The sequence below is a fragment of the Kribbella sp. NBC_00662 genome, from assembly GCF_041430295.1.
In the GTDB taxonomy this organism is placed as follows: domain Bacteria; phylum Actinomycetota; class Actinomycetes; order Propionibacteriales; family Kribbellaceae; genus Kribbella.
Window position 1 is genome coordinate 8097621 of record NZ_CP109029.1, and the last position, 23526, is coordinate 8121146.

Genomic DNA, 23526 nt, shown 5'->3' on the forward strand with positions numbered 1-23526 from the left:
GTCAGCTCCCCCGGCGCTGGAGCTTCAGCATGGTCAGGATCGTGTCCGGGCCCATCCCGACGAACGGGATGTGGTCGAAGTCGTCCGGCGTCGGCCAGCCGGTCCAGCGCGTCGCGTTGATGTCGACGAAGTAGAAGTTGTTGTAGATCGGGCTGAACGGGACCTTGTCGACGACGATCTTCTGCAGTTCGCGGCCGAGCGTCTTCAGCTGGTCGACGTTGTCGGTGCGCTCCATCGAGGCCAGGATCGAGTCGGTCGTCGGGTCGCTCCAGCGGCCCTGGTTCAGCGTCGCCGACTTGCCGATCGGGACCTTGAACGAGCTGCTGAGGAAGCGGTAGACGCCGTACACCCCGGAGCCGCCGGTGGACGCGGCGGCCAGGTCGAACTGGCCGAGGTTCTGCTTGTCGTAGTACCCGGCGCTCGGCTGGCCGGCGCCCTTCACCTGCAGACCGAGGTTCTGCTTCCAGGTGTTGATCAGGATGTCGGCGTAGTTGCCCCAGCCCCAGTCGGAGTTGAACAGGATGCTCGGCTGGTACCGCTTGCCGTCCTTGACCAGCGCTCCGTTGTCGATCGTCCAGCCGCCGGCGGCCAGCTCGGCCTTCGCCGCGGCGGCGTCGACCTTCTGGACCTTGCCCTTGTACGCCGGGTCGAGCCAGTCGGCGAACAGCTGGTCGGAGAGTCCGGTCGGGCCGGCCTCGGTACCGGGCCGTTGCAGCGTGGTGACGACGGCGGTGCGGTCGATCGTGAGCGCGAGCGCCCGCCGTACGTGCACGTCGTCGAAGGGCGCCTTGGCGGTGTTGAACAGGACGGACATCGCGCCGCCGTTGGAGTAGAGCTGGTAGAGGTGCTTGTCCGGGTCCTTGGCGACGTACTCCTTCTCGCCGTTCGGCCAGCTCGCGGACGCCCAGTCGATGTCCCCCTTCAGCAGCTGCGCCTTGAGAGCGTCGGCGCTGGTCGGGATGATCTTGTACGTCGTCATCGGCAGCTTCCCGCCCCAGTAGTCGGTGCGGGCCCGGAGCGTGATCTGCTGCGGCTTGAACTCCTCGAGCGTGAACGGACCGGTGCCGATCGGGTCCGGGTTCGTCCAGGTGTTGAGGTTCTGCGTCGACCAGATGTGCTTGGGGACCATCGGGAGCAGGATGTTCGCGAACTGGTTCAGCGTCGCGTACGACGGCTCGGCGAAGACAACCTTCACGGTGCTGTCGTCGACCTTCTGCACCGACTTGTAGGTGACACCCGCGATGCTGAAGTCCGGCTTCTCGATCGGGAGACCCAGCGAGTAGACGACGTCGTCCGCGGTGAACTGCTGCCCGTCGGACCAGGTCACGTCCTTGCGCAGCTTGATCGTCAGCTGCTTGCCCTGCCCGGAGAACGTCCAGCTCTCCGCCAGCCACGGCTTCACCACGCCGCCCTCGCCGTAGTCGACCCGCATCAGCGGCTCGTAGACGAGCTCCATGTTCGGCGCCTTGTCGGTCGCCGGGCCCATCACGTTGTAGTTGCGGACGAACGTCGTACCGCCGTCGGTCTTGCCGTAGACGACCGACGCCTCCGCCGCACCGCCGCCACTGCCGGCCGGCTTGGCGGCGGGACCTGAGCATCCCGCCGCCAGCACCGCACCGACCACCAGCAAGACCCGCCATCGACTGCGCATATCTCTCACCCCAGAACTAGAGCGGCTGCACGTTCATACGTATGAGCACTCGGGTATGAGCTATTTCCGGGTTGCTCTTACGTATGCGCAGGAACCTACGAACGTTACGTGCGCATGTCAAGACCGAGACGGCTCAGCAACGACAATTCGCGGATACTGCCCCGCGACGGACAGGTCGTAGATGGCCTGCACCCGCCAACCGCGGGTCAGTTGAGCGGCCTGCGTCTGGCTGAGGACGGCGATCAGCCGCCCTCCCGGACGCAACGCCCGGCGCCACTCGCGGACGTACGGCCCGAGGTCCCCGATGCTGAGCCGCACGTCCCAGGGCGGGTTGGTGATGATGCGATCAGCGGTCACGTCCAACCGCCGCGCATCCCCGAGCCGCCACAACACCCCGCCGCCCGCCTTTCCGCCGCCTGTCTCCGCGGCGCCCGTCGCGGGCGCGTTCGCCCTGGCGGCATCGACCGCGGCGGGGTCGCGGTCGATGCCGACGTACGCAGCTCGCGGCTCGATCGCGTGTGCTTCGAGCAGCACCGTCCCGGCACCGCAGAACGGATCGAGGACCGTGTGGCCCGGCGCGATGCCAGCGAGCCGAGCCATCGCGGCAGCAACCGGCGGATGCAGACTCCCCCGCACGGTCCGCGTCCGCCACGCCCGCCGATGCAGCGGTACGGCGTACGGCCGCAGCCCGACCCACAACGTCTTCCCGTCCAGCACGACCCGCCACTCGGACCGCTCGACCGGCGGCACAGCACCACCGCGCCGCGAGTGGTACCGCCCACCGAGCCGCGCACCCACCAGGTCCTCGACGTCGAACCGATTGAAGTTCCGAGCCCCCACGAACGACGCACTGACCGCGAACGCACCCGACCCCGCCGGCAACTCCAACGACCGAACCGCCGCCGCCAGCGCATCCCTGGTCCGCCCAGGATCAACCACAGCGCCGTGTACGACGAACACATCGTCCGCCAGCCGCGGCGGACCGCACTCGCCTGACGCCCACTCGACAACCACCTGCCGCTTGGACACCTCGACCACCCGATGCCCCGCAGCGACGACCTCCTCAGCCGCCAGTCCTTCCAACCCCGTGACAGTCCGCACCAGCACCAAGTGCATGGAGAATCTCCCGGATAGCACCCGGGAACAACCAACTGGTCACTCCCGCATCGCTGACCGCGGGAAACCTCGAACAGGCCAGCGGAAGGCTAGCCCACGCGGAAGAAGTATGGCTCCATGGCGGAGATGATGGCATGCGCCGGATGGTGCGTCCTACTGAATTACGCAGGTAGCGAGCAGAGCCCGGGTTTCGGCGACAACCCGATCGGTGAACTCGGGATCGCGCACCTGCTGGGAGCCGAGCATCGGCTTACCGCGTTCGTCGTAGTAGATGCCCGACGCCTCGGAGTCGGAGGTCAGTACCTCGGTGAGCACCCGCGCCGCGCGCTTCGGCGTGCTCCAGTACTTAATCATCGGCGCCAGCGGCGACAGCACGTACTTCGACACGAACCTCACCACCGGTCCGGCGTCACGGCCGAGCCCGCTGCCGGGGCTGAATCCCGGCTCGACCGCGTTGAACCGCAGCCGGGGCGTCTCCCGCGCGAACGCCAGCACGGTGGCGAGGTTGCCCTGCTTCGAGGTCGCGTACGCGTCGAAGCCCGGTCGTGAGGAGCCGCCCGGCTTCCACTCGCCGCGCGCACTCGCCTCGACCGAGATGAACCGCGCGCCACGAAAGCCGGCCATGACGGCAGGCTTACGGTCAGGGTCCTCGACTCCGGAGGAGACGAACACGACGTTGGCGCCGTCCGGCAGATGCGGCACGAGGGCCTGCGTGAACGCGAACGGACCGAGGTGGTTGGTCGCATAGGTGAGGTCCCACCCCTGCGACGTCGTACGGTGCTCCAGCGGGAAGATGCCGGCGTTGTTCAGCACGCCCGCGACGGGCAGGCCGAGGGCGACGATCTCACCCGCGGCCCGCCGTACGCTCCCGAGGTCGGAGAAGTCGGCGACGACCGATACCGAGCGTCCGCCTCTCGCCTCGATCTGCCGCTCGATCACGGCGAGCTTCGCCGGATCGCGTCCGACCAGCACGACCGTGCCGTGCGCGGCAAGCTCGAGGGCGGTACGACGGCCGATACCGGACGTCGGCCCGGTGATGATCCAGGTTCTCTGCGAGTTCATGCGACGAGTCTCGGTCGGTCGTCATCGCTCAACCAGCGGTCCGGTTTTCGTAGGACTGACAGGACCAGGACCGGACCGTCACTCGATCAGCTGCTGCGTGCCGAGGACGATGGCCAGGGCCAGCCGTTCCGCGTCCTCGGTTCCGGGTTCGGCGGTGTAGACCATCAGCCGTACGTCGTCGGTGGCGACGAACAGGACGTCGCAGTCGAGACTGATCGGCCCGACGGACGGATGGTCGACCACCTTGCGCTTCGACTGCGCCTGGTCCGGTTCCGCGTCGTCCCGCGCCCACAGCTCGGCGAACCGGGGACTGTGCGCGGTGAGCTCGCGGACCAGGGTCCGCAGGTGCTGATCCGCCGGGTAGCGCGCCGCGGTCCGGCGCAGGTCGGCTACCTGCCCGGCCAGCAGCTCTGCCTTCTCCTCGGGCGAATGGACCACCCGGGTACCGGGGCCGACGAAGTTGCGCCAGAGCGCGTTCCGTTCGAGCCCCTGCAAGGACGTCGTCTCACCCATCAGCGCGTCGTACGGCGGGTTCGCGTCGAGCAGCGTCCACGTCGCGTCGTACACGGCAACCGGTGTATCTGCGACCCGATCGAGCAGTCGCTGCACGCTGGCACTGATCCGCGACGGCACGACGCCCGGGCCCGGCGCGGACAACCCGGCCAGCTCGAAGAGCAGGTCATGCTCGGAGTCGGACACACGCAGCGCGCGAGCCAGCGCCTCGACGACCTGTGGCGACGGGGATGTCGCCCGGCCTTGTTCCAGCCGGGTCAGGTAGTCGGTCGAGATACCCGCCAGACCGGCGAGCTCCTCGCGCCGCAGCCCGGTTGCGCGTCGACGGCTGCCCGGCGCCAGACCGACCGCGCCGGGCGACACCCGGTCACGCCACCGACGGACCGCCCGGCCGAACTCCCACTCTTGCACGAGTCCAGTGTGCGCGGCCGCGGCGTACTTATCGTGGCCCTGACACTCCCAGGACGAGCGGCTACAGGTAGGTCTGTGTGCTGGGAGGTGCGGATTCCATCCAGGCCAGGACGCCGGTGAGGGCTTCTTCGGTCATGGCGAAGTGGACGGTGCGCTCGTGCAGGTCGGCGTCGACGATCACGTGGCCGGCGTACGTCACGAGGGGCTCGTTGCCCATCGGGCGGCGGGTGGTGATGCCGTCGAGCTGGCGGCGGTTGACGACGAGCTTGGGCCACCAGGCCAGGCTGAAGACCCGGAACCACTGCAGCTCGTCGCCGACGTAGCGGGCCAGACCGAGGGCCCAGCCGCGGCCGTGCTCCTTCTCGGCGAGCTGGAGGCTGCAATCAAAAGTTCCGCCGTCCCTGGACAACCAGCGACGGCGGAACGCGACAAGCACGATGAACAATACGGCGGCAAGCAGACAGACCCCGACGACATCGAGGACTGTCCTCATACCTTGCCGACCCTTTCCGGTGCCCAATGTCCGGTACACCCCGGGCACCGGAGGAGAACCGTACTGTCAGTGACGATATTCGATTATGGCAGGGAGATCAGGACGTCTGCTCGGCGGCCCGGACCCTGGCCTCGGCAAGCCGGACCTCGTCGGTGGCCTCGTCGGTTTCGCTGCCGGTGGCCAGGGCCTCCTCGAGTTCGCGCCGGGCTTCCTCGAGGTCGATGTCGTGACCCATCTCGGCGTTCTCGGCCAGGATCGAGACCCGGTTGTTCGCCACCGAGATGAAGCCGTCCGGCGCGGCCGCGACGAAGTACTCGTCGTCGACGGTCCGCACCTGGACGGTGCCGCCCTGCAGCAGACCCAGCAGCGGCGCGTGGCCGGGCAGGATGCCGACGTCGCCGTCCGTGGTCCGGGCGATCACGATCTTCGCCTGCCCCTGCCAGACCGTCCGCTCGGCGGCGACCAGCGCCACCTCCAAGTGGTCAGCCATCTCAGTTTTCCTTCTGCAGCTCGGCCCACTTGCGGTCGACGTCCTCGAGCGAACCGACGTTGAAGAAGGCCTGCTCGGCGACGTGGTCGTACTCGCCCTCGGTGATCTTCTTGAACGACTCGATCGTGTCCTTCAGCGGCACGGTCGAACCCGGGATGTTGGTGAACTTCTCCGCCATGTAGGTGTTCTGGGACAGGAACTGCTCGATCCGGCGCGCCCGCGCGACGGTGATCTTGTCCTCTTCGGAGAGCTCGTCGACACCGAGGATCGCGATGATGTCCTGCAGTTCCTTGTTCTTCTGCAGGATCTGCTTCACCCGGACGGCCACGTCGTAGTGCTCCTGGCCGATGTACTGCGGGTCGAGGATCCGCGACGTCGAGGTCAGCGGGTCGACGGCCGGGTACAGACCCCGGGCGGCGATGTCACGCGAGAGCTCGGTGGTCGCGTCCAGGTGCGCGAACGTGGTGGCCGGCGCCGGGTCGGTGTAGTCGTCGGCGGGCACGTAGATCGCCTGCATCGAGGTGATCGAGTGACCGCGGGTCGACGTGATCCGCTCCTGCAGCACGCCCATCTCGTCAGCCAGGTTCGGCTGGTAACCGACCGCGCTCGGCATCCGGCCGAGCAGCGTGGAGACCTCGGAACCGGCCTGGGTGAACCGGAAGATGTTGTCGATGAACAGCAGCACGTCCTGCTGCTTGACGTCGCGGAAGTACTCCGCCATGGTCAGCGCCGACAGCGCGACGCGAAGACGCGTGCCCGGCGGCTCGTCCATCTGGCCGAACACCAGCGCGGTGTCCTTGAAGACGCCGGCCTCTTCCATCTCGTTGATGAGGTCGTTGCCCTCACGGGTCCGCTCGCCCACGCCGGCGAACACCGACGTACCACCGAAGTTGTGGGCGATCCGGTAGATCATCTCCTGGATCAGAACGGTCTTGCCGACACCCGCACCGCCGAACAGGCCGATCTTCCCGCCCTGCACGTACGGCGTGAGCAGGTCGAGCACCTTAATGCCGGTCTCCAGCATCTCGGTCTTGGACTCGAGCTGGTCGAAGGCCGGAGCCTTGCGGTGGATCGGCCAGCGCTCGGTGATCTCGAACTCGGACTCGTCCTGGTTCAGGCACTTGCCGGTCACGGACCAGACCCGGCCCTTGGTGACGTCGCCGACCGGCACGGAGATCGCCGCGCCGGTGTCGCGTACCTCGGCGCCGCGGACCAGGCCGTCGGTGGGCTTCATCGAGATCGCCCGGACGATGTTGTCGCCGACGTGCAGCGCCACCTCGAGGGTGATCGTCTGGGTCACGTCGCCCAGGGTGATGTCCACCTCGAGCGCGTTGTACATGTCGGGCATCGCGTCCACAGGGAACTCGACGTCGACGACCGGGCCGATCACCCGGGCGACGCGACCGATGCCGGTGGCACCCGCCTCGTTGTTCTTCTCGGTAACCGTGGCAGTCATCTCTCTCACTCGCTCCCGGCGCTCGCGTCGGCCAGCGCGCTGGCGCCACCGACGATCTCGCTGATTTCCTGGGTAATTTGCGCCTGCCGGGCCTGGTTCAGGTCCCGGGTCAGGCTCTCGATCAGGTCCTGCGCGTTGTCCGTCGCGGACTTCATCGCCCGCTGCCGGTTGGCCAGCTCGGAGGCCGCCGCCTGCAGCATGCAGTAGTGGATCCGGCTGGCGACGTACTTCGGCAGCAGCCCGTCGAGAACCTCTTCGGCGGACGGCTCGAACTCGTACAGCGGCAGCACGTCGTCGGCCGCCGGCGCCTCCTCGCCCTCGACGACCTCCAACGGCAGCAGCCGGATCACGTCCGGGCGCTGGGTCAGCATCGACACGAACCGGGTGAAGACGATGTGGATCTCGTCCACGCCGCCTTCCTCGGTCGGGGTCAGGAAGGACTCGATCAGGGCGTCGGCGATCTCCCGGGCCCGGGCGAACGACGGCGCGTCGGAGTCACCGCTCCACGACTGCGCGACCTCACGCTGCCGGAAGTGGTAGTAGGCGATGCCCTTGCGGCCGCTGAGGAACGAGACGATCTCCTTCTCGTCCTCGCGCAGCATCTGGTTCAGCCGCTCCCCTTCGCGGATCACGTTCGCCGAGTAGGCACCGGCCTGACCGCGGTCGGAGGTGATCAGCAGGACGGCGGCCCGCTTCGGGTTCGGCTTCTCGGTGGTCAGCGGGTGGTCGACGTTCGAGAACGTCGCCACCGCCGACACGGCGCGGGTGAGCTCACGCGCGTACGGACCGGCCGCCTGGGCGCGCTGCTGCGCCTTGACGATCCGGGACGCCGCGATGAGCTCCATCGCGCGGGTGAGCTTCTTGATCGTGGAGACCGAAGCCTTCCGATCGCGAAGCTCCCGCAGGTTGGCCGGCATCGGTCAACCCCTCTTCTGCTTGACGATCTGCTCCTGCTCGACGTCCTCTTCGTCCATCGCGACGGCCTCGGCCTCGGTGCCCAGCAGGGTGCCCTCGGAGGTCTGGAACGTCGGCTTGAACGCCTGCAGCGCGTCGGTGACGGCCTGCGCCTCGTCGTCGCCGAACAGGCCGGACTCACGGATGCCGTCGAGCACCTTGCTCTCGCGGCGCAGGTAGTCCAGGAAGTCCCGCTCGAAGCGGAGCACGTCGTTCACCGGTACGTCGTCGAAGTGGCCGCGGGTACCGGCCCAGATCGAGACGATCTGGTCCTCCACCGGGTACGGCGAGTACTGCGGCTGACGGAGCAGCTGGACCAGCCGCTGACCGCGGTCGAGCTGCCGGCGGGAGGTCGCGTCGAGGTCGGACGCGAACATCGCGAACGCCTCCATCGCGCGGAACTGGGCCAGGTCGATCTTCAGCGAGCCGGAGACGTTCTTCATGCCCTTGACCTGCGCGGCGCCGCCGACCCGGGAGACCGAGATACCGACGTCGATGGCCGGCCGGATGTTGGCGTTGAACAGGTCCGACTGCAGGAAGATCTGGCCGTCGGTGATCGAGATGACGTTGGTCGGGATGAACGCCGAGACGTCGTTGGCCTTGGTCTCGATGATCGGCAGACCGGTCATCGAGCCCGCGCCGAGCTCGTCGGACAGCTTCGCGCAGCGCTCCAGCAGGCGGCTGTGCAGGTAGAAGACGTCACCCGGGTAGGCCTCGCGGCCCGGCGGGCGACGCAGCAGCAGCGACATCGCGCGGTACGCTTCGGCCTGCTTGGTCAGGTCGTCGAAGACGATCAGCACGTGCTTGCCCTGGTACATCCAGTGCTGGCCGATGGCCGAGCCGGTGTACGGCGCGACGTACTTGAAGCCGGCCGGGTCGGACGCCGGGGAGGCGACGATCGTGGTGTACTCCATCGCGCCGGCCTCTTCGAGCGCACCGCGGACGGCGGCGATCGTCGAGCCCTTCTGGCCGATGGCGACGTAGATGCAGCGGACCTGCTTGTCCGGGTCGCCGGACTCCCAGTTCGCCTTCTGGTTGATGATCGTGTCGATCGCGATCGCGGTCTTGCCGGTCTTGCGGTCGCCGATGATCAGCTCGCGCTGGCCGCGGCCGATCGGGATCATGCCGTCGATCGCCTTGATACCGGTCTGCAGCGGCTGGCGGACCTCCTGGCGGTCCATCACGCCGGCGGCCTGCAGCTCCAGCGCGCGGTCGCCCTCGAGGCCCTGGATCTCGCCCAGGCCGTCGATCGGCTTGCCCAGTGGGTCGACGACCCGGCCGAGGTAGCCCTCGCCGACCGGCACCGACAGCACCTGACCGGTCCGGCGGACCTGCTGGCCCTCCTCGATCCCGTCGAACTCACCGAGAACGACGACACCGATGTCGCGGACGTCCAGGTTCAGCGCGATACCCCGGGTGCCGTCCTCGAACTCGAGCAGCTCGTTGGTCATCGCCGAGGGCAGGCCCTCGACGTGCGCGATACCGTCACCCGCGTCGACGACGGTGCCGACCTCTTCGGCGGCCGTCTCGGCCGGTTGGTACTCGGTGACGAACCGATCCAGGGCGTCCCGGATCTCCTCCGGCCTGATCGTGAGCTCAGCCATTGTGTTTCCTGCTTCCTTGACCCTTGCTGGCCTGTTGTGGCTCTAAAGGCTTTCCCGACCCTTAGCGCCGCTGTATGTCGTTAAGGGGGTTCAGCCCGCGATGCGCCGTTGCGCCTCGTCGAGCCTGGCCGCGATGGTTCCGTCGATCACTTCGTCGCCGATGTCCACCCGGACGCCGCCGACCACGTTCGGGTCGACGATCACGTTCAGCTGGATGTCCCGGCCGTACTGCCGTCCGAGCGCCGTCGCGAGCCGGGTACGTTCGGCCTCGCTCAGGTCGGTTGCCACCCGCACGGTCGCGATGCTGGCGTTGCGCCGGGCCGCCGCGGCGACCTGGTACGACCGCATCGCGGCGGCGAAGCTGCGGCCCCGGCCGTCCACCGCACGCTCGGCCAGCCGCACCGTGACGGCGTCGGCCTTGCCCTGCAGCAGTCCGCCGAGCAGTTCCTGCCGGGCGTCCACCGGAATGCTGCGGTCGCTGAGCGTCTCGCTCAGTCCCCGCTCGGCCGCGACGATCCGGTCCAGCCGGAACAGCTCGTCCTCGACGTCGTCCAGCTTGCGCCGGCTGTCGGCGTACGCCACCTCGGCCTCGACGCTCAGCTGGTCGAGAGCATCGCCCAGGTCACGACCGCTGACCCAGCGACCCGACACCGCGACGGACAGGATCTCCAACGCCTGGGCGGAGATCTTGCCGCCGAACAACTGCTGCGCCAGGCCGATCTTGGCGTCCTTCGGCCGGGCCGGGTCGGTCAGCGCACGCCGGAGCGCACCGCTGCCGTCCAGCAACTTGGCGATCGAGAACAGCTCGCCGCCCAGCGACTCGGACGGGCTCGTACTCGCCAGGGCCTCCTCGGCCCGGGCGAGTGACTCGTGCGACGCGCCGCGCATCAGCCGTCCGTTCCGACGGCCTGACGAGCGGACTCCGACTCCTCCAGCTCGGCCAGGAAGCGCTCGACGGTCCGGCGCTGACGCGCCTCGTCCTCGAGCGACTCACCGACGATCCGGCCGGCCAGGGTGGTCGCCATCGTGCCGACCTCGCTGCGCAGCGAGGCGACCGCCTGGGCCCGCTCGGCGTCGATCTGGGTGCGCGCGTGCGTGACGATCCGCTCGGCCTCCACGTTCGCCTGCTCGCGCATCTCCGCGATGATCGCCGCACCCTGCTCGCGGGCGTCCTCGCGGATCTTCGCAGCCTCCTGGCGAGCCTCCGCCAGCTGCGCGTTGTACTTCTCCAAAGCAGCCTTCGCCTCGGCCTGGGCCTGCTTGGCCTCTTCCATCCCGCCTTCGATGGCCGCGGTCCGATCGGCGTACGCCTTCTCGAACTTCGGGACGACGACCTTGGCGAAGAGAACGGCCAGCAGGATCAGGAAGACGAAGCCGAAGATGATCTCGGCGGTGTGTGGCAGCAGCGGGTTGACCTGCTCGCCCTCCGCCGCCAGCGGTAGCACCAACGTCGTCATGTCTGGATCCTGTCAGTCAGTCGAAATAGGTCAGGCAGAACGGAAGACGAAGGCGAGGGCGATACCGATGATCGCCAGCACCTCGGTGACGCCGAAGCCGATCCACGCGATCGACTGCAGCTTGCTCTGGGCCTCGGGCTGACGCGCGGTGCCGTTGATCACGGCGGCGAAGATCAGACCGACGCCGACGCCCGGGCCGATCGCGGCCAGGCCGTAGCCGAGGACCGCGATGTTGCCGGAGATCTCGAGAGCGATGTTGCTCATGTGCACTGCTTCCTTTCGGTACGGATCGAAATCCGGTGTCCGTTTACTACGGGTCTAGGGGTACTGCGGTACTGCGGATCAGTGGTCGTCGGCGATGGCGCTGCCGATGTACTGCGCGGTCAGCACCACGAAGATGTAGGCCTGGATGCACTGGACGAACAGCTCCAGCCCGGCGATCGCGATGCCCATGAGGAACGTGATGACGCCGACGCCGCCGAGCGCGATGCTGCCGGACTCGAACACCATGTACTCGGCACCGAGCACGAAGACCAGCAGCAGGATGTGGCCGGCGAACATGTTGGCGAACAGCCGCAGGCTGAGCGAGATCGGCCGGACCAGGATGTTCGAGATGAACTCGATCGGGATCATCAGCGGCATCAGCCAGATCGGCACACCGGCCGGCATGGTCTGGTGCTTGAAATAGCCCCAGGCGCCGTGCTTGCGGATGCCGACCGCGTTGTAGATGACCCAGCTCATGATCGCGGCCACGTACGCCCAGCCGATGTGGCTGAAGGTCGGGAACTGGATCAGCGGGATCGTCGCGGCGACGTTGTTCAGCAGGATGAAGTAGAACAGGCCGCACAGGTACGGCACGTACTTCATGTATTCCTGGCTGCCGATCGCGTCCCGCGCGATCGAGTTGCGGACGAAGTTGTAGCCCAGCTCCCCGGCGAACTGCAGCTTGCTCGGGACGATGGCGGCCTTGCGGGACGCACCCCAGTAGAACCATACGATCACGACGACGGACAGCGCGGCCACCAGCACAGGCTTGGTGAACCAGGCCACACCGTCGATGATGGGCGGGGTCTCGAAGTTCTGTGGACCGGGTGCGATGAACTCGGTCGGAACGCCGGCGGTCACCGGGTCTCCTCTCGCGTCGTGCTCAAGTCGGACGCCTTGTACGTAAGGGCAGGGCGGCTCAGGGCATGGCGGTCAACAACGTCAGACCCGGTGCGGATCGCGCCAGACCCCGAAGGGATCAGGACTTTCCGTACCGGAAGTGCAGCATCAAGATGGTGAGCCCGGCACCGAGGACGATGCCCACCGGAAGCAAGAACTGGGTGCCGAAGAGCCGATCCAGCCCGAACCCGATGCCCCCGTAGACCAGGACACCGCCGATCAAGTAGGACAGGACCCGCCAGCCGTCGCCCGAATTCGGGGGTGATGGCTTCGGATCCTGATGCTCGCTCATTGGCACCCGAAACGTACCAGTTGGCGACAGATGCGGTCACATCGGGCCCCGTAATCTCCACCACAGCAGGGAAATCGTTACTTACGGTGCTCACGCCGTCACCTCCTTGTCGAGGTCGTAGATCGGCACGCGGAGCCGGGACCAGGCCCAGATCTCACCGGCCATCCAGCCCATCACGACGACCAGGGCGACCACGCCGAGCACGGTCAGATTCACGTGCCTGGCCAGGCCGTCCGAGCTCAGCGCGACCGCGAGCAGACCGCCGAAGATCGCGATCCGGCCGGTGTACGACGCCATCGCGACCGCGAGCTGCACGGTCGGAGAGGTCTTGCGGGACAGGTGCAGCGCGATCAGGCCCGCGCCGGAGAAGACGATCACCATCAGCAGACCGAGCAGCGCGCCCCAGAGACCGGCGACGCCGGCCGCGACCGTGGACACCGCGGTCGCATTCACTCCGACGACCAGCGCGGCGATCAGAGCGCCACGCAGCATTGCCAGCGCCGGGTGCTTTGTCGCTTGTCCGGCGGGTTTCGGGCTGTGGGCCGTAGGAGCCATCTGGTGGTTCCGTCCTGCTGGCGATACTGGCTCGCGGCCAGTTCGTCGGGTGGGCGGGGTCAGGGGTGTCGCTGTTCTTTGCTGGTGCTTGTGAAAACTAGCACAAAGTCTGCACAGTCAGCAAAACGAGGTTCCCTCCCGCTGTACAGCCACACCTTATCGGTATGCCAGGACGGCGAGTGGTCTGGTCCCGGCCCGCGGGGATCAAACCTTGGCGAGCGGTTTCCGGGATCGTCTCGGAAGACCGGTCGTGAGCAGGACCGCGGTGACCGCGACGGCCAGCACGATCAGGGCCGTCCACCAGTACAGGACCAGTCCGAGCACCACCACGCCGTACGCGATGAGGGCGGTCCACAGGTACATCAGCAGGACGGCGCGGCGGTGCGAGTGGCCGCGTTGCATCAGGCGGTGGTGGAGGTGCTGCTTGTCGGCCGCGAACGGCGAGCGGCCGGCCTTGGTCCGGCGGATGTAGGCCAGCGTCAGGTCCAGCGCGGGGATCGCGAGGATCGCGATTGGCAGCACCAACGGAAGCAGAGCGGGCAGCAGGCTCGAGCCGCCGACCTCGTACGGGACGGCGTTCGGGTCCATCTGGCCGGTCAGGCTGATCGTCGACGCGGCCAGCATCAGGCCGATCAGCAGGGCGCCGGAGTCGCCCATGAAGACCCTTGCGGGGAAGAAGTTGTGCGGCAGGAAGCCGAGGCAGGCGCCGGCCAGTGCGACCGTGATCAGCGTCGAGGTGGTCGCCCGGTCGAGGTTCTCGTGGAAGTTCAGCAGGTACGAGTACGCGAAGAACGCGGTCGCGCCGATCGCGGTGACGCCGGCGGCGAGGCCGTCCAGTCCGTCGACGAAGTTCACCGCGTTGCAGGAGACCAGCAGGATGCCGGCGGTCAGCACCGCGAGCTGTGCCGGTGAGGGCGAGATCACACCGCCGGGCAGCGGGAGCCAGTACAACTGGATGCCTTGGACAACGAGTACGCCGACCGCGAGGACCTCGCCGGCCAGCTTGGTGATCGCGTCCAGCTCGTACAGGTCGTCGACCACGCCGACCGCGCAGATCACCACGCCGCCGACCAGGATCGCCCGGGCGTCGTGCGCGACCTGCAGGCTGTTGCCGAGGAACGGCAGGCTGGAGGCGACCGCGAACCCGGCGATCAGGCCGCCGAGGATCGACAGGCCGCCGAAGTACGGGATCGGTACCTTGTGCACGTCCCGGGCCCGGACCTTGGCGACCGCGCCGTACCGCAACGCGATCTGCCGGGCGACGCCGGTCAGCAAGAAGGTCGTGGCCATCGCCACGAACAGGACCAGCAGGTACTCGCGCACTAGTCCGCAGGCCTCACATTGGGATCGGTCGTGTTCTCGTCGTCCTGGTTGGACGCTGCGACCGGCTCTTCAGTTGGCTTGGTTTCGTCGGGCTTGGCTTCGTCGGGCTTGGGTTCGTCGGACTTGGTTTCGTCCTGCTTGGGTTCGTCGTCCTCCGTGCTTACCTCGGGTACGACGGCGCGCAGTTGCTCGAGCGAGAGCGCGCCGACGCGGACGACCCGCGGGGTGTCGCCGGTGATGTCGACGATCGTGGACGGTTCGCCGCCGGTGACCTGGCCGCCGTCGAGGTAGACCGCAACCGACTCGGCCAGCTGCTCCTCGGCGTCGTACACGTCCAGCGCGGCCGGCTGACCGGACTTGTTCGCCGAGCTGACCGCGAGCGGTCCGGTCCGGGACAGCAGTTCGCGGGTGTTCTCGTGGTCCGGCACCCGGAGCGCGACGGTGCCCTGGGTCTCCCCCAGGTCCCACATCAGCGAGGTCTGCGCGTGGCAGATCAGCGTCAGCGGGCCGGGCCAGAACTCCTGCGCCAGCTTGCGGCCGTTGTCCGGCACGTCGGTGGCGAGCGCGTCGAGCGACTCCACCACCGAGATCAGCACCGGCGGCGGCATGTCCCGGCCGCGGCCCTTGGCGTCCAGCAGCCGCTGGACGGCGTCGGCCTTGAAGGCGTCCGCGGCGATGCCGTACACGGTGTCGGTCGGCAGGACGACCAGGTCGCCGGCCTCGATGGCGTCCACTGCCGCGCGGTACGCCGGTGCCAGTTCGTCCCCGGTGAAGTCGAAGCGCTCACTCACGGGGTGAATCGTGCCACTCAGGCGGGCCCCACCCCTAACCGGGTCGATGCTGACAAAGAACTGTCAGCTTTGGCCACGGCCGCCCGCGGCTTTCTCTAAGATCCCGGTCATGACTGAATTGAATTGTCGCGACTCCGTCGCGACGCGGTCATGGGGCTGTGACTCCCGGCCTTCCCTCGTCGCTCCGGTCGCTCCGCTCGCTGCGCTCCTCAGTCCAGGCCGGGAGGCCCCATGACCGCGTCGCGTGAGTTCCTCGCCGGGTTGCCGAAGGCCGAGTTGCATGTCCACCACGTCGGGTCCGCCTCGCCGCGGATCGTCGCCGAGCTCGCCGCGCGGCACCCGGGATCGCCGGTGCCGGCCGACCCGGGCGCGCTGACGGAGTACTTCAGGTTCAGCGACTTCGCGCACTTCATCGACATCTACCTGTCCGTCGTCGAGCTGATCAAGACGCCGGAGGACGTGCGGCTGCTGACCTACGAGATCGCCCGCGAGATGGCCGAGCAGCAGAACCTGCGGTACGCCGAGCTCACGGTCACGCCGTACACCTCGGTGGTGCGCGGGATCCGGGCCGAGGCGTTCTGCGAGGCGATCGAGGACGCGCGGGTCGCGGCCGAGAAGGAGTTCGGCCTGGTGCTGCGGTGGATCTTCGACATCTCCGGTGAGGCGGGGATCCCGGCGGCCGACGAGACGCTACGGATCGCGACCAAGATCCGTCCGGAAGGGCTGGTCGGGTTCGGGCTCGGCGGGCCGGAGATCGGCGTACCGCGGCCGCAGTTCCAGCCGCACTTCGAGGCGGCGCTCGCGGCCGGGCTGCACAGCGTGCCGCACGCGGGCGAGACGACCGGGCCGGAGACGATCTGGGACGCGGTCCGGGTGCTGAAGGCCGAGCGGATCGGCCACGGTACGTCGACGATGCAGGACCCGGCGCTGGTCGAGTACCTGCGCGAGCACCGGATCCCGCTGGAGGTCAGCCCGACGTCGAACATCGCCACCCGCGCGGTCGCGTCGTACGACGTGCACCCTCTGCGCGCGATGGTCGACGCGGGGCTGGTGGTCACGATCAACTCCGACGACCCGCCGATGTTCGGCACCGACCTCACCAACGAGTACGTCGTCGCGTCGGAGCTGCTCGACCTGGACGCGACCGGCGCTGCCGAGCTGGCGAAGACCGCCGTCCGGGTGTCGTTCGCAGAGGACTCGGTGAAGGACTCGTTGCTGACCGAGATCGACTCCTACCTCGAACAGAACAAGGAGTAGCTGCCAGACTATGCACCGTGACGGATGACCTGCGGCTGGACCTCCTGGGCCCGCTGCGCGGTTGGTCCGGTGACCACCGGCTCGATCTCGGGCCGATCCGTCAGCAGTCCCTGCTCGCCGTCCTGGCGCTGCGGTCGAACCAGGTGATCACGGCGGACGAGCTGGTCGAGCTCGTCTGGAGCGATGCGCCGCCGTCGACGGGCGTCAAGATCGTTCCGCCGTACGTCTATCGGCTGCGCAAGGTGCTGCCGGAGGGCGTGCTGGTGCACACGCGGGACGGGTACAGCTTGCGGCTCGCACCCGGCGCTTCGGACCTGGATCGCTTCGAGAGCCTCGTCAGTGCAGGTCATTCGGATCGGGACAAGGACCAGGCCGCTGCGAGGCTGTCCGAGGCGCTGGCGCTGTTCACCGGCGAGCCTTTGAGCGGGCTCGCCGGGCACTACCTCAGCGTCCAGCGCCATCGGCTGACCGAGCGACGGTTGAAGGTGCTGGCCGAGCGGATCGAGCTGGACCTCGAACGCGGCCGGTACGGCGACCTCGTGCCGGAGCTGGTCGAGCTCGTGGAGGAGGACCTGCTGCGGGAGCATTTCGCCGGGCAGCTGATGCTCGCGTACTGGCGCAGCGGCCGGATCTCCGAGGCACTCGACACCTACACGCGCACCCGGCACGAGCTGATCGAGCAGCTCGGTGTGGAGCCCGGTCCGGAGCTGCGCGCGATCCACGAGCGGATCCTGCAGAACGACGAGCCGGTTGCGCGTCCGGCCGTGCGCGACGAGCTGCCGTACGACGGTGCGGCGTTCGTCGGGCGTGACGGCGTACTGAAGCAGGTGGTCGACGCGCTGCACACTGCGGGTCCTGCGGTTGTTGCGATCGACGGTATGGCGGGTGTCGGGAAGACGGCGCTCGCTGTGCGCGCTGCACGACAGCTGGGCGACGTGTATCCGGACGGACGGCTCTTCATCGACCTGCACGGGTACACCCCCGGGCATGAGCCGGTGTCGGCGTTGCAGGCGCTGGATCGGTTGCTGCGCACGCTGTCCGTCCCGGCTGACCGCATCCCGGCGGACCTCGAGGAGCGGGCTGCACTGTGGCGTTCTGAGTTAGCTGGGCGACGCATTCTCGTCGTACTCGACAATGCGCCGGACAGTGCGGCTGTGCGGCCGTTGCTGGCCGGTGGTCCGCGTTGTGGCGTGCTGGTGACGAGTCGACGGCAGCTGACCGGTCTGGATGCCACGGCACGGCTGGCGCTCGACGTACTGGGGCCTGAGGACGCGCGGGAGTTGCTGGCGGAGATCGTCGGACCGGACCGCGCCGGCTCTGCAGCCGCTGCTGCCGAGGTGGTGAGCCAGTGTGGTCATCTGCCGCTGGCGATCCGGGTTGCTGGGTCGCGGCTGCGGCATCGGCCGAGCTGGACGATCGAGCACCTGTCGAAACGACTCGACGCCGAGGACAGGCGGCTGGCTGAGCTCAGCACTGACAGCGGTGGGGTCTCCCCCGCGTTCGCGTTGTCGTACGAGAGTCTGCCGCCCGACCAGCAGCGGCTCTTCCGTCTGCTCGGTGCGATGACGGGTCAGGACATCGAGATGTACGCCGCTGCCGCACTGGCCGATCTGGACGTGGTGGAAGCTGAGGACCTGCTGGAGCAGCTCGTCGACGCCAATTTGCTGATGCAGCTGCGTCCTGGGCGATTCCAGTTCCACGACCTGCTGCGGCAGTACGCACGGACGCTGGTGCCGGAGCCGGACGCAGTGCGGCGTTTGCTCGACTACTACCTCTACGCGACCGCGGAGGCGAGTGCCGCGATCTTCGGGAGCAGGCTGCATCCGTTGCCGGAGCCGGCCACGGTCCGGTTACCTGACTTCGCCTCGGTGGCCGACGGATTGGCGTGGATCGACGCCGAGGGTGCCAACGTGCTGGAGACGATTCGGTACGCGGAGGCGCGCGGTTCGATGGAGCACGCCTGGCGGACCGGTCTCGCGGTGGCGCCGTGCTTCTTCCAGCGCGGCCGGTTCTACGAGATGGACGAGGCGCTCCAGCTCGGCCTGCGTGCGGCGGAACGGGACGCGGAGGCCGAGTCCCGCGTGCTGCTGTCGATCGGCAGCCTGGGGCGTTACCGGATCGGCGCGGAGGAGAGTTTGCGGACGCTGCTGGCTGCGCGCGACAAGCTGCCGGAAGACGCGGACCTGACGCTGCGCGCCCGGTTGCTGGCGTCGATCGGCTACAGCCAGGCGAAGCTGCGGCCGGACGAAGAGGCTCTCGCCGTACTCGACGAGGCGCTGGAAGCGTCCCGGCAGGCGGGAGACCCGAGCATCGCGGCGCGGGTGCTGGCGTACGTCGGGGTGACGTACAGCGATCGACTCGAGTTCGGGCAGGCCTTGACGGCGTACCGGGAGTCGCTGGCTCAGGGCGATCCCGGCGTACAGCCCGAAGTACTGAACGGGATCGGTGAGTGCCTGCTGGAGTTGGACCGGGTGGACGAGGCCGTCACCGCGCTGACGACTGCGCGTGATCTCGGCATCGAGCGTGGCGCCGACTACAGCCTGGTCTACAGCTATGCCTTCCTCGGTACGGCGTACGCGCGGCAGCGGCAGTGGACCGAGGCGATCGAGGTCGGGCGCCGGGCGGTCGAGCTGGCGCAGGCCGGCGACTCGATGCACTCGCAGCAGAATGCGTACGTACGACTGGCTGAAACGCTGCTGGCCAAGGGAGACCTCGCCCGTGCACGGCCGCATTTCGCCCGGGTGATGGAGCTCGCGGTCGACGAGGGACAGGAGTCGATGATCCTGCGCGCGGCCAGTGGGCTCGCTCGGACCAACCCGGCTGCGTGAGTGTGTGGTTGGCTGGTGCGGTGCGGAAGGTCTGTGGGGTGCTGGCCGTCGGGCTCTTGTGCCTGGCTGCCTGTAGCGACACACCTTCACCCGCACCGGCCGGCTCGCCGTCGCCAACACCTGTGCGTACCACGCCGACGCCCCCTCCCCCGCCGGCGGATGGTGAGCTGCCGCGGGGCGGGCGGGTGATCTTCCCGAAGTACCAACTCGTCGGGTACGTCGGTCTGCCGGGATCGCCTGCACTCGGGCCCCTGGACAAGGACCTCGATGCGAAGGCAGCCAAGCTGGAGAAGCTGGCGCAGTCGTACGCGGGCGGCCGGACACCGCAGCCGGTGATGGAGCTGATCGCCGTGGTGGCGCGGGGGTCCCGGGGCAAGGACGGCATGTACCGCGGGCGGCTGGACGACTCGGCGATCGAGCCGTACCTGACGGTCGCGCGGAAGCACAAGATGCTGTTGCTGCTCGACATCCAGCCGGGGCGGGCGAAGATCCTGCCTGAGGTGAAGCGGCTCGAGCGATGGCTGAAGGAGCCGGACGTCGGGCTGGCATTCGACCCGGAGTGGGCGGTCGGTCCGAGTCAGGTGCCGGGGCGGGTATTCGGGCATACGACGGGCGTGGAGCTCGACAGCATCGCGGCGTACCTCTCGGGGCTGGTGACGGCGAACGACCTGCCGGAGAAGGTGTTCGTGTTCCATCAGCTGTCGGCGCGGATCGTCAGCAACGAGAAGGCACTGAAGCCGCATCCGGGCGTGGTGACGATCAAGTCGGTCGACGGGATCGGTGCTCGGACGGACAAGCTCAAGACCTGGACCAAGCTGACGACGAGTCTGCCGCCGGGGGTGCATGCGGGGTTCAAACTCTTCTACACCGAGGACACGCGGCACGGTCCGCTGATGACACCGCCGCAGGTGCTCGCGCTGAAGCCGCGCCCGGAGCTGGTGATCTACGAGTGATCTCGATCGCCTTCGCGAACGTTGCGGGTGGGCGGTTCGTCGACCCGTCCGGCAGGTACGTGGACGAGGACCGTACGGCGGACTTCGGGCGGGCGCTGGCCGGGTTGCGGCCGGATGTGCTGATCGTGACCGAGCTCGATCCTGACGGTGATCAGCTCGAGCGGCTGGCCGCGGCGGCGATGCCCGGCGCGCAGTTGGTGCGGCATGCGTTCTCGGAGTCGCATATCCCCGGGGTGGCGCGGTTGGGGGTCGGGATCGCGTCGACGTACCCGCTGGTCGAACTGGAGCGGATCGACCTGCCGAACCCGTCGATCGACTTCCTGCATTGGCGGACCGGCGAACCGCTCGTTGCCCATGGCAAGGGGTTCTTGGTGGTGCGGGGCGACTTCGGGGCGGAGGGATCGATCGACATCGTGGGTGGGCAGGTGTGCCCGATCCACATGTTCCGGAGCGCTGAGGGGGTCGAGTACACGTACCGCGAGGGCCCGGGGCGAGAGGCCGGGGACCAACTGGCAGCGTACTTACGGGAGGAGTTCGCCGCCCGGGGGTTGCAGCGTGCGATCGTCGCCGGCGACCTCAACATGCCCAACCCTGAGGACTTCTTCGGCAATTCCCTAGGCCTGATAGACGCCTTCGGCACCCCGCCACCGGCCACGACCCCCGACGGCCGTTCCATCGACCGCCTCTTCACAACTCCCGACCTGGTGGTCCACGACGTCGAGGTAGTCAAACTCCCCGGCGCCGACCACTACCCCGTCGTCTGCCGAGTCACCCGACGAGCTCCCGAGTCAGTCATCGGTCGAGTCCGCGAACAGGACCTCATCAGACCGACGACCCGACGCTGCCCACCCAGTACGCGCCGCGGCCAGAGTCGCTAGATCCTGCGGCCGGTGGTGAAGCGGTGGCGGCCTGCGAGGTCCAGTTGGTCGCGGACCTCGGTGAAGGAGCCGGTGGTGGTGAAGACGGCGGGGGCCGACTCGCCCTGGACGTCGGCGTGTTCGCAGGCGAACCAGCCGCCGGGTTTGAGCAGACGGCCGGCGGTCGCGGCGACCACCTTGATCTCGTCGAGGCCGTCGTCACCGGACCAGAGTGCGAGCGCGGGATCGTGGTCGCGGACCTCGGCGGTCACGGATTCCCAGGCGGTCAACGGGATGTACGGCGGGTTGGAGATCACCGCTTCCACCTGCCCGTCGAACTCCGGCAGACACCCGTCGATGTCCCCCTCATGCAGGATCGCGCCCGTGCCGTCCAGATTCCGCCTGGCCCAGACACACGCCTCGGGCGACAGTTCGACGGCATGCACGATGCTGTCCGGCCGCTCGGTCGCGATCGCGCCCGCGATCGCCCCGGACCCGGAACACAGATCAACCACCAACGGGTTCTCCACCCCGGCGATCCGCTCCAGGATCCACCCGACCATCACTTCGGTCTCCGGCCGCGGCACGAACACCCCCGGCCCGACCGCCAACTCCCGATACCTGAACCCCGCAGTACCGGTCAGATGCTGCAACGGCTCCCGAGCCGCCCGCCGCGCAATCAGCTCGTCGTACACCCGCCGCTGCTCGACCGTCGGCTCAGCCAGATGCATCCGACTCGACCCGGTCACAAACGCGAGCAACTCGGCAGCGTCGTACTCAGGCGAAGCAACCCCGGCCGCAGCCAACTTCGCTGCGGCCTCCGCGAGCAGAGTTCTCACTGGGATTCGACGGCCTCGAGGCGGGCGGTCAGGTCGGCTTCGGTGAGGGCCGTGATGACGGGCTCCAGCTCGCCGCCCAGGACCTGGTCGAGGTTGTGGGCCTTGTAGCCGACGCGGTGGTCCGAGAAGCGGTTCTCGGGGAAGTTGTAGGTGCGGACCCGCTCAGACCGGTCGACGGTCCGGATCTGCGAGCGGCGGGCGTCGGAGGCCTCCTGGTCGGCCGCCTCCTGCGCGGCAGCCAGCAACCGCGCACGCAGTACCCGCATCGCCTGCTCACGGTTCTGCAGCTGGGACTTCTCGTTCTGCATCGACACCACGATGCCCGTCGGCAGGTGCGTGATGCGTACGGCGGAGTCCGTCGTGTTCACGCTCTGCCCGCCCGGACCCGACGACCGGAACACGTCGATCCGCAGGTCGTTCGGGTCGATCTCGACGTCGACGTCCTCGGCCTCCGGCAGCACCAGTACCCCGGCCGCCGACGTGTGGATCCGCCCCTGCGACTCGGTCACCGGCACCCGCTGCACCCGGTGCACGCCGCCCTCGAACTTCAGCTTCGCGTACGGCGCATCGCCCGGCTCCGGCGTACCTTTCGCCTTCACCGCGACCGTGATCGACTTGTACCCGCCCAGGTCGGACTCGGCCGAGTCGAGCACCTCGGTCTTCCAGTTCTGCGACTCGGCGTACTTCAGGTACATCTTCAACAGGTCGCCGGCGAACAGCGCGGACTCGTCGCCGCCCTCGCCCGCCTTGATCTCGAGGATCGCGTCCTTGTCGTCGTTGGGGTCCCGCGGCACGAGCAGCGTCTGCAGCCGCTCGGCCAGCTCCTCGCGGCGTGCGGTCAGCCGCGTGGCCTCCTCGGCGAACGTCGGGTCCTCGTGGGCGAGCTCGCGCGCGGCCTCGATGTCGTCGCCGGTCTGCTGCCACTCGTCGTACGTACGGACCACCGGCGCCAGCGCGGCGTACCGCTTGCCGACCCGGCGGGCGTTGGCCTGGTCGGAGTGCAGCTCCGGCTCAGCCATCTGCCGCTCGAGGTCGGCGTACTCCGCCTTGAGCGTCTCGACCGCTTCGAACATCTCGCACTCCTCCTCTCGGAACCACCGCTGACAACACAAACCGCGCGCCGGTCCCGCCCATGACAGGCGGAACCGGCGCGCGGCAGGAAAGCTACTTCTTGGCGTACCGCTTCTCGAAGCGGGCGACCCGGCCGCCGGTGTCGAGGATCTTCTGCTTGCCGGTGTAGAACGGGTGGCACTGCGAGCAGACGTCGGCGTGGATCACGCCGTTCTCCGCGGTGGAGCGGGTCTGGAACGTCGCGCCACAGGTGCACGTCACCGTGGTCTCGACGTACGTCGGGTGAATGTCAGCCTTCACAACAAGTCTCCTAGGAAGTATCAAGCGCCCCGGGTCGCCCGCACGGTGCGGACGTGAACCGGAACCGACGTACCAGTTTGCCACCGTGC

General features: G+C 68.2%; 24 protein-coding genes. 4 read left to right on the forward strand and 20 right to left on the reverse strand.

Features of this window, described 5'->3' with window-relative positions:
* Window position 1 precedes the first annotated feature (1 nt).
* The 17 genes from OHA10_RS39745 to OHA10_RS39825 form a co-directional block, all read right to left on the reverse strand.
* Entirely contained in the window at window positions 2–1651 is a 1650-nt protein-coding gene (locus OHA10_RS39745) for an ABC transporter substrate-binding protein (protein ID WP_371403944.1), read from the reverse strand.
* Window positions 1652–1768: 117 nt separating this feature from the next.
* Entirely contained in the window at window positions 1769–2767 is a 999-nt protein-coding gene (locus OHA10_RS39750; protein WP_371403945.1) for a methyltransferase domain-containing protein, read from the reverse strand.
* A gap of 153 nt (window positions 2768–2920) precedes the next feature.
* A complete protein-coding gene (locus OHA10_RS39755) occupies window positions 2921–3829 on the reverse strand; it encodes an SDR family NAD(P)-dependent oxidoreductase (protein ID WP_371403946.1) in 909 nt (302 codons plus the stop codon).
* A 78-nt stretch (window positions 3830–3907) separates the two neighbouring features.
* Window positions 3908–4753 (reverse strand): helix-turn-helix transcriptional regulator, encoded by an 846-nt coding sequence (locus tag OHA10_RS39760; protein ID WP_371403947.1) that lies wholly within the window; start codon window positions 4751–4753, stop codon window positions 3908–3910.
* 61 nt (window positions 4754–4814) lie between these two features.
* Entirely contained in the window at window positions 4815–5246 is a 432-nt protein-coding gene (locus OHA10_RS39765; protein WP_371403948.1) for a DUF2550 domain-containing protein, read from the reverse strand.
* Between the two features lie 97 nt (window positions 5247–5343).
* The gene (locus OHA10_RS39770) at window positions 5344–5736 is read right to left on the reverse strand and encodes a F0F1 ATP synthase subunit epsilon (RefSeq protein ID WP_371403949.1); all 393 of its coding nucleotides are present in this window, start codon (window positions 5734–5736) and stop codon (window positions 5344–5346) included.
* A 1-nt stretch (window position 5737) separates the two neighbouring features.
* Window positions 5738–7192 (reverse strand): F0F1 ATP synthase subunit beta, encoded by a 1455-nt coding sequence (atpD, locus tag OHA10_RS39775; RefSeq protein ID WP_371403950.1) that lies wholly within the window; start codon window positions 7190–7192, stop codon window positions 5738–5740.
* 5 nt (window positions 7193–7197) lie between these two features.
* A complete protein-coding gene (locus OHA10_RS39780; protein ID WP_371403951.1) occupies window positions 7198–8109 on the reverse strand; it encodes a F0F1 ATP synthase subunit gamma in 912 nt (303 codons plus the stop codon).
* 3 nt (window positions 8110–8112) lie between these two features.
* Entirely contained in the window at window positions 8113–9750 is a 1638-nt protein-coding gene (gene atpA / locus OHA10_RS39785; protein WP_371403952.1) for a F0F1 ATP synthase subunit alpha, read from the reverse strand.
* Between the two features lie 90 nt (window positions 9751–9840).
* Window positions 9841–10638, reverse strand: a complete 798-nt coding sequence (locus tag OHA10_RS39790; RefSeq protein WP_371403953.1) for a F0F1 ATP synthase subunit delta — start codon at window positions 10636–10638, stop codon at window positions 9841–9843.
* Window positions 10638–11207: a F0F1 ATP synthase subunit B gene (locus tag OHA10_RS39795; RefSeq protein ID WP_371403954.1), complete on the reverse strand. Its 570-nt coding sequence runs from the start codon at window positions 11205–11207 to the stop codon at window positions 10638–10640. Before OHA10_RS39795 ends, OHA10_RS39790 begins: the two co-directional genes overlap by 1 nt.
* A gap of 30 nt (window positions 11208–11237) precedes the next feature.
* Window positions 11238–11471 carry an ATP synthase F0 subunit C gene (gene atpE, locus OHA10_RS39800; protein ID WP_371403955.1) on the reverse strand — a complete coding sequence of 78 codons (234 nt, stop codon included), beginning with the start codon at window positions 11469–11471 and terminating at the stop codon, window positions 11238–11240.
* Window positions 11472–11549: 78 nt separating this feature from the next.
* A complete protein-coding gene (gene atpB, locus OHA10_RS39805; protein ID WP_371403956.1) occupies window positions 11550–12332 on the reverse strand; it encodes a F0F1 ATP synthase subunit A in 783 nt (260 codons plus the stop codon).
* Window positions 12333–12450: 118 nt separating this feature from the next.
* Window positions 12451–12663 (reverse strand): hypothetical protein, encoded by a 213-nt coding sequence (locus OHA10_RS39810; protein WP_371403957.1) that lies wholly within the window; start codon window positions 12661–12663, stop codon window positions 12451–12453.
* Window positions 12664–12753: 90 nt separating this feature from the next.
* Window positions 12754–13218 (reverse strand): hypothetical protein, encoded by a 465-nt coding sequence (locus tag OHA10_RS39815; RefSeq protein WP_371403958.1) that lies wholly within the window; start codon window positions 13216–13218, stop codon window positions 12754–12756.
* Between the two features lie 204 nt (window positions 13219–13422).
* A complete protein-coding gene (locus tag OHA10_RS39820; RefSeq protein WP_350861087.1) occupies window positions 13423–14541 on the reverse strand; it encodes an MraY family glycosyltransferase in 1119 nt (372 codons plus the stop codon).
* Window positions 14541–15332 carry an L-threonylcarbamoyladenylate synthase gene (locus OHA10_RS39825; RefSeq protein ID WP_371403959.1) on the reverse strand — a complete coding sequence of 264 codons (792 nt, stop codon included), beginning with the start codon at window positions 15330–15332 and terminating at the stop codon, window positions 14541–14543. Before OHA10_RS39825 ends, OHA10_RS39820 begins: the two co-directional genes overlap by 1 nt.
* A 231-nt stretch (window positions 15333–15563) precedes the next feature.
* Here OHA10_RS39825 and OHA10_RS39830 point away from each other — a divergent pair, with 231 nt between their 5' ends.
* From OHA10_RS39830 to OHA10_RS39845, 4 genes are all read left to right on the forward strand, one after another.
* On the forward strand, window positions 15564–16589 hold the full coding sequence (locus OHA10_RS39830) for an adenosine deaminase (RefSeq protein WP_371403960.1): 1026 nt from the start codon (window positions 15564–15566) through the stop codon (window positions 16587–16589).
* Window positions 16590–16606: 17 nt separating this feature from the next.
* A complete protein-coding gene (locus OHA10_RS39835; RefSeq protein WP_371403961.1) occupies window positions 16607–19417 on the forward strand; it encodes a BTAD domain-containing putative transcriptional regulator in 2811 nt (936 codons plus the stop codon).
* A 185-nt stretch (window positions 19418–19602) separates the two neighbouring features.
* Entirely contained in the window at window positions 19603–20370 is a 768-nt protein-coding gene (locus tag OHA10_RS39840) for a hypothetical protein (protein WP_371403962.1), read from the forward strand.
* A complete protein-coding gene (locus OHA10_RS39845) occupies window positions 20367–21248 on the forward strand; it encodes an endonuclease/exonuclease/phosphatase family protein (protein ID WP_371403963.1) in 882 nt (293 codons plus the stop codon). The genes OHA10_RS39840 and OHA10_RS39845 overlap by 4 nt, the downstream gene beginning before the upstream one ends.
* On the opposite strand, the gene prmC is transcribed toward OHA10_RS39845, so the two are convergent.
* The 3 genes from prmC to rpmE form a co-directional block, all read right to left on the reverse strand.
* Entirely contained in the window at window positions 21245–22072 is an 828-nt protein-coding gene (gene prmC, locus OHA10_RS39850) for a peptide chain release factor N(5)-glutamine methyltransferase (RefSeq protein WP_371408044.1), read from the reverse strand. The genes OHA10_RS39845 and prmC overlap by 4 nt on opposite strands.
* A complete protein-coding gene (gene prfA, locus OHA10_RS39855; protein ID WP_371403964.1) occupies window positions 22063–23139 on the reverse strand; it encodes a peptide chain release factor 1 in 1077 nt (358 codons plus the stop codon). The genes prmC and prfA overlap by 10 nt, the downstream gene beginning before the upstream one ends.
* Window positions 23140–23230: 91 nt before the next feature.
* Window positions 23231–23437, reverse strand: a complete 207-nt coding sequence (gene rpmE, locus OHA10_RS39860; protein ID WP_137259516.1) for a 50S ribosomal protein L31 — start codon at window positions 23435–23437, stop codon at window positions 23231–23233.
* Window positions 23438–23526: the final 89 nt, after the last annotated feature.